The organism is Vibrio sp. 10N.261.55.F4 (assembly GCF_041470465.1).
GTDB classification, from domain to species: domain Bacteria; phylum Pseudomonadota; class Gammaproteobacteria; order Enterobacterales; family Vibrionaceae; genus Vibrio; species Vibrio crassostreae_C.
In genome coordinates this window covers 23,250-37,105 of the sequence record NZ_JBFRMM010000052.1, presented here as the reverse complement: position 1 = coordinate 37,105, position 13,856 = coordinate 23,250, and the positions used below count along the sequence as shown (strand labels likewise).

At 44.2% G+C, this 13,856-nt stretch carries 9 protein-coding genes and 1 pseudogene; 4 read left to right on the top strand and 6 right to left on the bottom strand.

The window, feature by feature from the left end; all coding sequences use genetic code 11:
- Positions 1-37: 37 nt before the first annotated feature.
- From AB4249_RS21230 to AB4249_RS21220, 3 genes are all read right to left on the bottom strand, one after another.
- Positions 38-1,648 carry a BCCT family transporter gene (locus AB4249_RS21230; protein WP_102566436.1) on the bottom strand — a complete coding sequence of 537 codons (1,611 nt, stop codon included), beginning with the start codon at positions 1,646-1,648 and terminating at the stop codon, positions 38-40.
- A gap of 96 nt (positions 1,649-1,744) precedes the next feature.
- Positions 1,745-2,869 carry a mandelate racemase/muconate lactonizing enzyme family protein gene (locus AB4249_RS21225; RefSeq protein ID WP_102566435.1) on the bottom strand — a complete coding sequence of 375 codons (1,125 nt, stop codon included), beginning with the start codon at positions 2,867-2,869 and terminating at the stop codon, positions 1,745-1,747.
- Positions 2,870-2,880: 11 nt separating this feature from the next.
- Entirely contained in the window at positions 2,881-4,236 is a 1,356-nt protein-coding gene (locus tag AB4249_RS21220) for an FAD-dependent oxidoreductase (RefSeq protein WP_102566434.1), read from the bottom strand.
- Positions 4,237-4,383: 147 nt separating this feature from the next.
- Between AB4249_RS21220 and AB4249_RS21215 the strand changes: the two genes are divergently transcribed.
- Positions 4,384-5,037, top strand: a complete 654-nt coding sequence (locus AB4249_RS21215) for a GntR family transcriptional regulator (RefSeq protein WP_102566433.1) — start codon at positions 4,384-4,386, stop codon at positions 5,035-5,037.
- 98 nt (positions 5,038-5,135) lie between these two features.
- Here AB4249_RS21215 and AB4249_RS21210 read toward each other — a convergent pair whose 3' ends face one another.
- On the bottom strand, positions 5,136-6,065 hold the full coding sequence (locus AB4249_RS21210) for a LysR family transcriptional regulator (protein WP_229648075.1): 930 nt from the start codon (positions 6,063-6,065) through the stop codon (positions 5,136-5,138).
- Between the two features lie 26 nt (positions 6,066-6,091).
- Complete coding sequence (locus AB4249_RS21205; RefSeq protein WP_065583777.1) at positions 6,092-6,532, bottom strand: Lrp/AsnC family transcriptional regulator; 441 nt, start codon at positions 6,530-6,532, stop codon at positions 6,092-6,094.
- Positions 6,533-6,672: 140 nt separating this feature from the next.
- Between AB4249_RS21205 and AB4249_RS21200 the strand changes: the two genes are divergently transcribed.
- The gene (locus tag AB4249_RS21200; RefSeq protein ID WP_229648076.1) at positions 6,673-7,257 is read left to right on the top strand and encodes a LysE family translocator; all 585 of its coding nucleotides are present in this window, start codon (positions 6,673-6,675) and stop codon (positions 7,255-7,257) included.
- Between the two features lie 55 nt (positions 7,258-7,312).
- Here the strand turns inward: AB4249_RS21200 and AB4249_RS21195 are convergent, their stop codons facing one another.
- Positions 7,313-7,702, bottom strand: a complete 390-nt coding sequence (locus AB4249_RS21195) for a DUF1294 domain-containing protein (RefSeq protein ID WP_017064222.1) — start codon at positions 7,700-7,702, stop codon at positions 7,313-7,315.
- 156 nt (positions 7,703-7,858) lie between these two features.
- Here AB4249_RS21195 and AB4249_RS21190 point away from each other — a divergent pair.
- Both AB4249_RS21190 and pulA read left to right on the top strand, forming a co-directional pair.
- Positions 7,859-9,630: pseudogene (locus AB4249_RS21190) on the top strand (alpha-amylase family glycosyl hydrolase).
- 353 nt (positions 9,631-9,983) lie between these two features.
- Positions 9,984-13,682 carry a pullulanase-type alpha-1,6-glucosidase gene (gene pulA / locus AB4249_RS21185; protein ID WP_372104676.1) on the top strand — a complete coding sequence of 1,233 codons (3,699 nt, stop codon included), beginning with the start codon at positions 9,984-9,986 and terminating at the stop codon, positions 13,680-13,682.
- Positions 13,683-13,856: the final 174 nt, after the last annotated feature.

Here is a 13,856-nt window from a genome sequence, read left to right as displayed (position 1 = left end):
GGAAAGCCGCGATGAACCTTATTTTTTACAACTAATATTAGTTAGTCACAGGTTGTGATTCGATCTCTTCAGGAGCCTCAATCACGGCAACTTCATTATTAATAATATGCATTGCCTTGATTTCTTCTGCACTTAAGTGACCATAATCCTCACGCATATAGCCGAACATTTTCATCAGCATAAAGCTAGTCAAGAGTAGTATTGGTAGAGCAAAAATCAAGATCGCTGACTGCATCGAAGAAACTGGCGCATCGACACTGATGAACACCGCAGGAATAGCGACAATAATCAAACACCAAAATATTTTTAGTGGGATTGATGGATTAGCGTGCTCATCCAATTTCTTTTGAGTATTACAAGAAACCGTAAACACACTGCCATCCATTGTCGTGACCAACAATAAGAACGTCGAGATGATAAATACCACCAAGATAAGCGATGACATTGGTAAAGTATTTAACGAGTTAACAATCGCTTGGCTTGCATTACCTTCTGCCACCATTTTGCTGATTTCAACTTTACCATCCAATTGCGTTTTCATCATGAATGATCCAACAATCGAGAAGAGTGCAGCAATGCCTGCCGTCCCGCCACCTATCATGCAAACAATAACTTCGCGGATAGTACGACCTTTCGAAACCTTAGTTACAAACACACACATCAAGGGAATGAAAATCATCCAGTATGCCCAGAAATAAGCAGTCCAAGATTGAGGGAATTTCGATTGCTGAATGGCGTCTGTGTATAAGCTCATCTTGATGAAGTTCTGTGCCCAGATCGCGATAGAAGAACTGGTGTTTTCTAAAATAAACTGAGTAGGCCCAAAAACAAGTAAGTAGATTGCTAAGCCAACGACAAAATAGGTACCAAAGCTGCTGATTTTTTGCATCCCTTTCTCAATGCCTAAAAATGAGCTCAACGTCAGTAGTAAGGCAACAACCGCTACCATCGACAGTTTCAAAATCAAGGTATTTTCAATGCCAAACAGTAGCGATACAGCAGCAGAAATAATTGGCACCCCTAACGCTAAAACGATGATCAAACCAAACACGATTGCAATAGGGTAAGTAATGTCAATCACTCGACCGATTACTTTGGCAAGCGTTGGATTTTTAATCATCGACCTCACAATGTCGCTGATTTTCAATGAATTGTTTTTTCGGATATAAAATGAGTACATGACAGGGATCGCCGTGATGGCATAAATTGCCCAAGCGGTAATTCCCCAGTGATGCAAGCTATAAGTTACAGCCCATTCGGTGGCTTCGATAGAGTCTGCTGCAATATTGAAAGGTGGCGTTTTTATGTAGTAAGACCACTCTAAAAATGCCCAATATACTGTTCCAGAACCTACGCCAGCCAGTGCCATCATGGTGATATAGGCAAAAGTGGAAAACTCCGGCTTCTCATTGCCCATACGAATGTAGCCGTATTTTGAGCATATGAAAAAAGCGGCGATGATCACTAGTCCAAAGGCATACCAAAGAATGGGGGTTCCAAAGTTATAAGCAATCAGGGTAAATATATTGTTTGCAATACTAATCGCATTTTCTGTATCACTTAAAAAAAAGAGTGATACTGCAGCAACGATAACCAAAGAGACCGCAATGGCCATTTGGTCGAGGTTAGTTCGTTCTAGTCCTTTCATTATTCTTATCCATAATGTTGTGTGAACACTTACGCCCGAACGCTGCGTAAGTGATTGTAGGGTTCGTTATTGTTTTAATTTTTGTATTTCGTGAATTTATTCGAACACGTAACTTAGAATGGAAGCTTCTTTAACTGCGTCCCAATCCATATCAACCCCAAGGCCGTTGCCCTCTGGAGCGTGGACAAAGCCTTCTTTATCTGTACGGATTTGAGTATGAGAAGCTAATTCAAAGCTTTCATATGGGTAGAACTGTTCAAAGAACTTGCAATTATGGTGGGCAAGTGCGACATGTAAGTTCGCCGCTTGTGTGATGGTATAACCCATGCTTTGAATTTCTAGATTTTTTGAATGGCCTTCTGCTATTGCGAAACACTTATTCAATTGTGTAATACCACCACAAACCGTTGCATCTTGGCGAACATCCGACCAAAATCCATTGCCCAGTGCGTACGTTACTTCTTGAAGTGTCAGTAGGCAGTTACCATGGCTAGATATTTCCAAATCAGTTTTATCAACCAAGCGTTGGTAAGTTTTGTAGTCATAATCAGAAACTGGCGCTTCTAGCCATTCCCAATTATAACCGTCCATTAGCTTCGCCATTTTCATTGCTTCAGCAGGTGTATAGAACGTTGCCGTATCAAGCATAAAGCGAATATCGCTATTACCGTAGCGCTCTTGAATCGCGTTAACTAGCTTGACGTCTTTCTCATAGACGCAGTAACAATGAAGCTTGATTGCGGTGAATCCGTGTTCAATACAATCATCAATGTATGGGTAATACTCTTCAACGCTATCGAACATAGGTGAAGAAGCATAAGAACGAATTTTATGACGCGCCCCACCCAATAGCATATACAGAGGCATATTGGCTTTTTTTGCTTTGATGTCCCAAGCTGCGATATCAATAGGTGATTTAGCTGGCAGACCGCCCCATGAACAACGAGCTTGTAACCAGGTATTCAGCTCTTCTGTCATCAACGGGTTCTTACCTATCAAGCCTGGAACGATAGTGCGCATTGCTTCCACGATGCAGCGGTCAAAATCATTTTCGGTATAACTAATGGTTGCGCCGACTCCTTCTGTACCGTCGTTACAAATAATTCGAACAATATTATTGGTGTACAGTAGGGGTTCTTGATTATCCGCCCAAGGAATAGGCGGGGCATCACGGTCAGCAACAGCGTACAGCTCAACTCTCTTGATCACAGTATTTTTCATTATTATTCTCCTTAAAGTGCACTGCCGTTGTTGATCATGACACTGCGAATATCTTGACCTTTTAGGTCTCGGATACGTTTATTTTCGGTAATGGCTTTCACTACTGCGATCCCCGCGGCATGCCCATACTCAAAACATTGAGCGGTGACTCGAGCAGAAGCTAAGGCTTCGTGCTCAGCACTCAAACAGCGTCCCGCTACAATAATATTCTCGCCCACAACAGGTACGAGAGTGTTGTAAGGCACGTCATAGTAATCATCGAGGAGCCAATGAAGCTTGGGCTTGTCCCCTGAGTGCAGTTCAATAGGCCATGGCGTTCGACAAATTCCATCACTGCGCTTACGGCAGTTCACTACATCGTCATTAGTCAGCATTTCGACGCCAACAATAGAACGGGTTTGTCGAATTCCAACTTCAACCCCGGTATCAACAACGTAAGCACGTTCACAACCAGGCACGAATTTATTCAAGAATTTGGTGTATTCACGTACTTGGCGGCGACCAAAAACTTCTGCTTCAGTAAAATCTTTAGGGTCAATCACATTTAGCATGCGCCCATCTTGGCCAGCCAACCGCGTAGCGTTCACCATCAACTCATTCGGGCGTGTGGTTGGGAAAATCCAGATCTTATTCCTAGGTAGGTCAAACTTCCCACTCGCATTGGCAGATATAATATTCTCTGTCACTTTGGGTGGGCAGATAGTGTCTTCCCCGTAATAGTCGAGATATTTGTTCATATCCACATCTGCAACACGGAAGAACATCGTCGGGTTTTGAATGCGACCTCTATCGCCAAAATAGTAATCCATACCAGCCCGAGCAATCAGCGCAGCATCACCAGATGCATCAACAATCATTTTGGCCAAGATGATGCTTTGTCCAGCGTTAGACTCAATCACTACGCCTTTAAAGGTCTCTTCATCCATAATCACACCAGTTACAGCGGTATGAAATAACGTAGTGACATTCGCTTGCTCTAAAAGGTCATCTGCTACTTCACGCCAAATCAATGGATCGTGAGTAACTGTAAATGTTTTGCCGTAACGTTGAGGCCCTGTTACACCACCACGTTTGGCGAGTTCAGAACGAAAACGCTCAGTAAAACCAAACACAACTTGTTCAGGCTGAGCATTTTCAATATCACTCGCCATATACATTCCGCAAATAGTGCCGGAAAGGCCGGCTACAGCTGCACCACCACAAAAGCCATACTTTTCAATGAGCCATGTATCTTGCCCGGAAGTGCCTGCGGTTTCGGCAGCTGCAACACCAGCGGCTCCGCCACCGATCACTAATACGTCCACTTCTGCTAATACTGGGAGGTCTGGAAGCTCTTCAAAACGACGAATAATTTGCCAATCTTTCATATGTAAACTCGCTAATAGATTACTGATGTTCATCTGATATATCAGATGTGTGGTTTTAATATATGCTTAAGTTTTTTATGTTACAATCGATATTATGCTTATCGTGAGATTGCTCACTAAACAATTTAACGAGGGAATAAAAAGGACATGACGATCAATCCCGTAAATAAGACTGAAGTTGCTTATCACCAATTAGAAAAAATGATCATCTTTCGTGAGCTTGAGCCGGGAAGCATGGTGAGTGAAAAACAGTTAGCAGAAAGCCTTGGGGTAGGCAGAACACCAGTAAGGGAAGCATTGCAACGTTTGTCTTATGAAAGAATGGCGGAAATACACCCAAGACGTGGTATTCAGATCCCACCGATTTCAATCGAAAGTCAGTTGAAGATCTTAGAGGTTAGGCGTGATATTGAAGCGCTTTGTGTTCGTTATGCCGCAGCAAGGGCAACCATTGATGAAAAGCAGCAGATGATGCAGTTAGCATCGGAGCTCGAAATGTGCGCGCAAAACGAAGATGATTTAAAATACGCAGAGCTTCTCAAAGAAATTCATGTTGTGTTGGTAAAAGCTGCAAGCAACGAATACCTAGAGTTGGCTATGGCTCCCCTACAAGGTTTATCACGCCGCTTTTGGTTTGCTTACAAAAATCAAACATCCGATTTAACGCAAGCTTCTTCACTTCATGCAGCAGTACTCAGAGCTGTAAGCCATACCGATGCAGAAGAAGCGGTATTAGCATCTCATCGACTAAATGATTACCTGACTGACGTTGCTTACCGAAGCATTACGGTTCGTAACTGATTTAGTGGGTCTATATCATATATCTGCCTTGCCCATCTTTGGATGGCAAGGCAGATATACAGCTAGAATGTTGAGGTGGGACACCTAGGCTTTCCTACTCAACCTTGCTGCATCTTCTCCCAAATGGTCGGAGAGCCAATATAATCTTGAACTGTAGTAATAAACTCTTTGACCAGCTTGGTCTGTTTACGGTGCGGATACACAGCGTAGATTGCAGTATCAATCGTTGAAATCGGGTAATCTGGAAGCAACGTAACCAAGCCCAGATCTTTCATTGAGGCATACAGGTTTGATTGGTCAAGGAAGCCATAGCCTAAGCCATCTTTTACGCAAGAGACCATGGTGCGAACATCACTCACCTTATAGTTGCCACGAATCGTTAGGCTCTGGAAGGTATTACCTCCCGGCTCTTCACTAATGCGCAGATGGTCGACCGTCATATCACCATTGGTATAAATCACCGCAGGTAGAGCGAGTAGATCTTGTGGCGTTTTCGGTTCACCGTGCTCCTTCACAAAATCGTTTGACGCGACCAACATGAAATTACTGTCGGCAATCTTCTTCGCAATCAAATTCGATTCAACAAGCTTACTGAAGCGAAACGCGATATCAAACTGCCCTGCAATGATATTGGCGATCTTATCGTCTAGTGAAAGTACGATCTGAACATCTGGGTACTTTCTCATGAACTGAGTGATGATAGGTTGCAAATATTGCTGCCCAAAATAGATCGGTGAAGTAATTCGTAGCACACCTTTGGGTTCAGACTGGTATGAATCTGCAATTCCTTGGATCTGATTGATAGTGTCTTTCAGCACATAGGTTTGTGCGAGAATATCTTCCCCGGCCGACGTCAACGAAAACGAGCGTGTAGAGCGGTTAAGCAGCTGAACACCTAAATCTTGCTCGAGCTTTTTGATCTGTTTAGAGAGTGATGAGTTGTCCATATCGTGCAAGGTTGCCGCTTTGGTAAACGACCCTTGTTGAACCACATCTAAGAACAATAACAACTGATTGGTATTTGGCACTGCGCCTCTCCTGAAATAAAACTCGACTAGCGTTCGTCTTTAGGGGTGTCCATCACAACCATAGTCGTAATAGATTTCACCTGAGCACATTCCCCAAGCACATCGGCATGAAACTTCTTATAGCCCGGTAGGTCTTTGGTTTCTACCCTTAGCAAGTACTCGTTGGCACCGGTAATGTTGTGACACTCCACCACCTCTTTTTCCATACTGACGTGCTGTTCAAACTCCAGCTGAGCCGCTTTGCTGTGGCTTGATAAACCAATCGAAACATAAGCAATAAAACCTACCCCCATCAGCCCATTATCCAGAACCGCACGGTAACCTTGAATGATACCTTTACGCTCAAGATCCTGGACGCGCCTTAAGGTCGCAGAAGCCGACAAGCCAATCCGTTCTGAAAGCTCAATGTTGGAGATTCTGCCGTCCAATTTAAGCTCTTGCAATATCCTTTCGTCAAATCTATCCATAAGTACTTATTATTGTGCATTTAGTGATAATAGAGGAAATAAAAGCACATAATTGCCTCACTTTCCACCTACTATGTTTCTCAACACGTGAAAGTCATGACCGGTCAGTCACTTCGTTCATTTTTTGCTGGAGAACCATAATGCCTTTAGAACAACTTAGCGCACTTGCCTTGTTTGCGTTCGTCTCGACCTTCACACCAGGTCCAAATAACATCATGCTCATGACATCAGGAGCAAATGTTGGCTTTGCCCGTACTATTCCGCACATGCTTGGCATTGCTCTAGGGTTTGCAGCCATGTTGCTGCTAGTTGGCTTCGGTTTAATGGGCATTTTCAACGCTTATCCGGTTACTCACCAAATCTTGAAATACCTAAGCCTTGCTTACCTCGTGTACCTTGCAATTAAGATAGCATTGAGCGGCAAAGCCAAAAGCACCGAGGCTTATAAGCCAATGACCTTCATCGGCGCGGCAAGTTTTCAGTGGGTGAACCCGAAAGGTTGGTCGATGGCGCTGACGGCAATTTCAGTCTATAGCAGCGGCAGTTCATGGTGGGAGCTTGCGATCATCGCAGGTATCTTCACGCTCGCCAACTTACCATCCGTGACATTCTGGACAGCGGCAGGTAAACAACTGCAACACTGGTTAACAACACCAGTCCGTATCAAAAGCTTCAACTACGGTATGGCAGGCTTGCTTCTAGCATCGATCATTCCGATGCTCTAGTCGAATAACTTCTGTATTTTAACGGTTGGTACTCCTGTGCTAACCGTTATTCTCTTTATAAATAACCCACAAGTTCACTAAGCCAACGACCAAACATCGTCTGCCCGCTCGGCGTTAACGTCCACACAAACGCCGCAACATTCACTGCCACTGTCACCCAATATATGGCTCTGAACGGCTGCTTCTGCGTTTTATGACGCAGCTTATCTTGAGCAATCAACGCCCCTAGCCAGCCACCAGCAACAGAAAAAATATGCAGAGTTTTCTCTGGCACACGCCAATTGCCATTGATCGCTGCTCGCTTGTCCTTCGCGTACACAAAAAACGTCACGAAACCGATAACCAAATACCACACCAACAGCGCTTTAGAACTTTCCGCAAACAACACAGACACCGCCACCAGAACCAAATAAGTGATAACGATTTGAATAGATGAAGACAACATGACTCCTTTTGAGCAACAGCTCACATACTGTAGCAATTACGCCCTGTAGATTTTGATAAGGATGAGTAAGGCATATTGTAATTCGGTTAGCCTGCAAAGAATAAACAAGCCCTTTCATCCCTACATAACATGATGGAAGTTAAAGGAATTATAAATATGTACAACCAAAAGTACGCCATCTACCAAGTTTTTACGCGTTTATTTGGCAATAAAAACACCCAACATGTTCCATGGGGCACAATCGAGCAAAATGGCGTCGGTAAGTTCAGTGATTTTACCGACAAAGCGCTGTCTGAAATCCGCAAACTCGGTATGACTCATATTTGGTATACCGGAGTGCCACATCATGCGCTCATCAATGACTACAAGCACCTTGGTATTTCAGACGATCACCCTAGCGTGGTAAAAGGCCGTGCGGGATCACCATATGCCGTCAAAGACTACTATTCCGTAAACCCAGATCTCGCAGACAACCCTGAATGCCGACTAGAGGAGTTCGAGGCACTAATCAAAAGAAGTCACGACAATGGTTTAAAAGTGATTATCGATATCGTACCGAATCACGTTGCGCGTCATTATAAAGGCTTAAACAACCCAGAAGGTGTCAGTGACTTCGGCGCTCAAGATGACACAACGCTGGAATACCACAAAGACAATAACTTCTACTACATTCCCAACAGCACCTTTGAATTGCCAGACATAGAGCCCGCCTTTACGCCGCTAGGTGGTGAACAGCATCCCAACCTAAACTCCCCGTTTATAGAGACGCCCGCCAAATGGACAGGTAACGGCTCACGTTTAGCCAAGCCTAGTTTCGATGATTGGTATGAAACGGTGAAAATCAATTATGGCATGCGACCAGACGGTTCAAAAGACTTCCCTGAACTACCGAGTGACTATGCTCAACGCAATTACATGGATCATTTCCGTTTCTGGGAATCTGTTTATGTGCCTAACTCTTGGGCTAAATTCCGAGATATCGCCTTGTTTTGGTTGAATAAAGGTGTTGATGGGTTTCGCTACGATATGGCTGAGATGGTTCCAGTCGAATTTTGGAGCTACCTTAATTCATCTATAAAGATGAAAAACCAAGATGCCTTTTTAATGGCTGAGGTGTACCAACCGGACTTATATCGCGACTATATCCACTTAGGCAAAATGGACTACCTCTATGACAAAGTAGATCTGTACGACGGTCTAAAAGACATCATGCTAGGCAATACTTCCACGGCTATCATCCCCAAAATCCAACATCAAATGATGGATATTGAACATCACATGCTGCACTTCTTGGATAACCATGATGAACAACGCATCGCGTCTCCTGAATTTGTAGGTGACCCAAATATAGCGAAGCCTGCAATGCTAGTCAGCGCGTTATTGAGTAGTTCTCCAACCATGATCTACTTTGGGCAAGAAGTCGGCGAACCGGGCGCGGAGAATGCAGGCTTTGGACAGCCCTCACGAACTTCCATATTTGACTACATCGGAGTCCCACAACACCAAAAGTGGATGAACCACGGCGCATTCGATGGCGGGCTATTAGACGAAAACGAAAAGCAGCTGCGTCACTTCTATCAAAAGGTAATGAACTTTTCGCTAGAGCACTCATCGATAACAGGTGATTACCAAGACTTACACCAGTGCTGTAACTTAAGTGATTCAGTCTACGCATTTCTGCGCTCTGACCACCAAGAGCTAACCATTGTTGCAGCTAATTTCAGCCAACATACCACTGAAAATATTCACTTAAAGATTCCAAGTGATGTAATCCAAAAACTCAAATTAGTTGATGGTCGTTACATACTCAATGAATATATTGAAGGCATAGCGCAACAAGTGCTCGACATTGAGAACAGTGTTGGCAGTTTTAATATTGAATTGAAACCGCTGGCGTCTTGGCTTGGGTGTTATCCTTAAATGGATGATATACCTATCAATATAAATTACCGAACAGCTCGCTTTTAGCTAATTGATAAATAACTTAATTTCCATATTAAATTAACACTCTCTCAATTCGATATATTACTCACAATAATAAGGATGAGCTCTCATCCTTATTAACTACGCCTAGCCTCTACGCCTTACATTATTGATATTATGCAAATGAGTCATTGATCCAATTAATTTAACAATAACCAAATACAAAGCGTGATATTGACACTAGGTTTCCTATATTTACGAATTTAAAATAACTTTATACATTGCCATCACAAATAGTTGACCTTGGTTAAAGCTAGGATATTCATCTTCATAAAAAGTGAAATATGGATATCAAAACGTGAACAACATAAATATTAATAAAATTATCTCTCTACGAAATACCTTCAACAATACCAAAAAGAAGAGCTTCAAACGCTCTACATTGGCCAAAGCAATGTTACCGCTCTTCACCGCTACTTTGATCGCGGGTTGTGGTAGTGATAATGATAGCGACAACGGTACAGCCCCTGGCAACAGTGGTTTATACCCTGCTGCTGAAAACGAAGTCGTTATTTACTACAAACGCGATGTTGCCGCTGCCAGCTCATCTGGCTCAACTTACGACGGTTGGGGGCTTCACCTTTGGAATGGTGAAGGCTGTACCAGCACAGACTTAGTCGGCATGGGGTTGAGTGAAACCGGAACCGATTGGAACAGCCCTTACGAATACGATGGTATCAGCGATACTTACGGTGCCTATTATGTGTTGAAAGTTGACCCAGATGCCTCTGACCCACACAAATGCATGAACTTCATCTTGCACAATGGTGATGAGAAAGCATTTGGCAGTGCGAACTCAAAAGTCGAGTTAACTAAGCTTGGCGATTCACAAGGCGTATTTGGTTTCCATGGCAGCAGCGAGTTGTACTACGACCCTATTTCAGAGCGACCAGTCTATATTGATGGTCAAAAAGCACACTGGCTAGATGCAACCACAATTGGTTGGGAAGCGGCTAGCAATGCAGACTCTGTGAAGCTTTTCTATGCACTAGACAACAGCATCACAATGAACGATGACAAAGAGATTGTCGGTGGAACTGCAATTGAACTAAGCAAAGACGGAGAACTATCTTCTGAATTGAAAGAGCGTTTCCGACACCTTGCAAGCTTACCTGCCCTAGCTATCGATGTTGACGACAGCACACTTCGCACTATTTTAAAATCTCAGATAATTTTTGTTGCCTACAATGCCAATGGCGATGTTATCTCTTCAACTGAGGTTCAAAAACCTGGTGTGCTTGATGCGGTATTTGCTAGCGAAGATGCTGGTAATGCAATGGCTGAAGAACTCGGCGCGATTGTTGAAGGCAGTGCGGCGACCTTCAAGCTTTGGGCACCAACCGCGCAAGATGTAGAGCTAGTTCTTTACAGCGAAGACCTGAAAAGCTCACAAGTTTTTCCAATGACAGAAAGCACTGAGACGGGTATTTGGGCGACTGACGCGGTACCTAACGCTGTCAACAGTTACTATCGCTACCAAGTGAAGGTTTACCACCCAACCACAGGCAACATTGAGACTCGCCTAGTGACAGACCCATATTCTCTCAGCTTATCGAAGAATTCGGCATACTCTCAAGTGATTGACCTAAATGATTCAACCTTGAAACCAGCGAACTGGGACAACTACCAACGACCAACCGTAGAAAAAGACGAAGACCACGTACTTTACGAATCACACCTACGTGACTTTAGCTTTAGCGATAAGCTCGGCACAGCTAGCCTAAATGGCAAGTACCTCGCTCTTACAGAAGCCGATCGTGAGTCGGTCAAACACCTACAAGCTCTCCAAGAAGCAGGTTTAACTACGCTGCATATCTTACCAGCATTTGATATCGCTACCGTCGATGAAGATGCCGCGAGCCGTGTTGATATCACCGACACCGTAGGAAAACTGTGTGATGTAAAACCGACAGCTACCTTATGTGGAAGCGAAGACGAAAACAAAGTCATCGAAGACGTACTCGATGGTTATGACCCTTCAACGGGTGACGCACAAGCATTAATGAATGACCTTCGTATGCTTGATAGCTTCAACTGGGGCTACGACCCATTCCATTACACAGTGCCTGAGGGAAGTTACGCGACCGATCCTAATGGTTCTCAACGTATTCTCGAATTCCGTCAGATGGTCAAAGCTACGCACGACATGGATCTTAAGCTGATCATGGACGTGGTATACAACCACACCAATGCGTCTGGTGTGAACGATAAGTCGGTACTGGATAAGATTGTCCCTGGGTACTACCACCGTCTTAACGTCAACACTGGTGGCGTAGAAAACTCGACTTGTTGTGACAACACTGCGACCGAAAACCTGATGATGGGTAAATTGATGGTCGACTCACTTAAGGTGTGGGCTGACGACTACAAAGTGGATGGTTTCCGTTTTGACTTGATGGGCCACCAGCCAAAAGATGTAATGGTCGAAGCATTGGAAGAAGTGCGCAAAATCGACCCGAATACTCTGTTCTACGGGGAAGGCTGGGACTTTGGTGAAGTCGCCAACAACGCCCGCTTCGATCAAGCAAACCAAATCAAGATGGCAGGTACAGAAATCGGTACCTTCTCAGACCGTTTGCGTGACGCCGTTCGTGGTGGTAGCCCATTCGATGGTGGTGTCGACTCAGAAGGGAACCACCCACTTCGCTTTAACCAGGGCTTTGGTAACGCAGCGATTGCCAACGAAGAAACCAAAGTTGATCAAGATTCGATCAATGGTCGTTTACATAACCAAGACCTTGTTCGTTTAGGTATGGCAGGTAACCTCGCAGAATACGTACTGATTGATTACAAAGGCGATACCAAACTGGGTAAAAACGTTGATTACAACGGCGCGCCAGCTGGTTACACCAAGATGCCTTCCGAGAACATCTCTTACGTTTCCAAACACGATAACCAAACACTTTGGGATAACAACGCTTACAAGATCGCCACTGGTACTAGCTCTGCAGAGCGTGCGCGTATGCAGTCTGTATCGCTTTCTACCGTGATGCTAGGCCAAGGCATACCATTCATCCATATGGGTTCTGAACTGCTACGATCTAAGTCTATGCAGCGCGATTCTTACGATTCTGGTGACTGGTACAACCGCGTCATGTTTGATGGGACGGACAACAACTGGAATGTTGGCTTACCTCGTGAAGATAAAGATGGTGCCAACTGGGATCTGATCAAAACAATCATTGCTGACAGCGCGGCTAAACCAGACTCAGACGACATTGAGCTGACTAAGCAGCAATTCCTAGAGCTATTAAAGATCCGTAGCTCAAGCGAACTGTTCCGCTTAGATACAGCTGACGAAGTTATGAAGCGTGTCGACTTCCGTAACGTTGGCGAAGATCAAGTCGAAGGCCTGATTGTCATGTCGATCGATGATGGCGTGTCTGCGGGCGACGATCTTGACCCTGCAAATGATGCGATTGTGGCAGTTGTAAACTCAACTAATAAATCTCAATCATTCAAAATCACAGGAGCAACCGGCTTTACACTTCATGACGTTCAACAAAACTCGGCTGACGACACAGTAAAAGGTGCAAGCTTTGCTAATGAATCATTCACAGTTCCGGCACTAACGACAGCTGTGTTTGTACAAGCACAAAACGGTGCTCAAGGCGCTGGTTTGCCGGTTGATAACTCAGACAAGGATGTATCTAGCATTCCTCCGTACGGTCAAACAACCGTGTACGTGCGTGGTGATATGAATGGTTGGAACCCTGTTGATGATTGGGCGATGAGCTTTGTTGCTAATGGGGTTTATTCTGTAACAGGCAATTTGGAAGCAGGTAACTATGGCTTCAAGTTTGCAGATGCTGATTGGAAAACACCTAACTTTGGTTGCGATTCTGTAGAGCTTGCAAGCGGGTCAATCGATATTGGCACAGGTGGCAATTGCCAATTGAGCGTAACGGAAGCGGGCAGCTACACCTTCACCTTGAATGCCATTCACGAGCTTGACGACAATGTAGACAAAGCTGTGGTATCTGTCACTAAGAATTAAGCTCCAAGCTTAGGTTCAAGTAACAGATAATAAAACAAGCGAAAGCTAGCCTTTGGGAGACGTCAGTCTCCCTTTTTTACAACTATTGAACCCAGCAGATTTAAGCAAATAATAAACAACTGCATCGCCCATTAAAATTCGGGGCATTTCCAACCATACTTTATAGCCCCTACA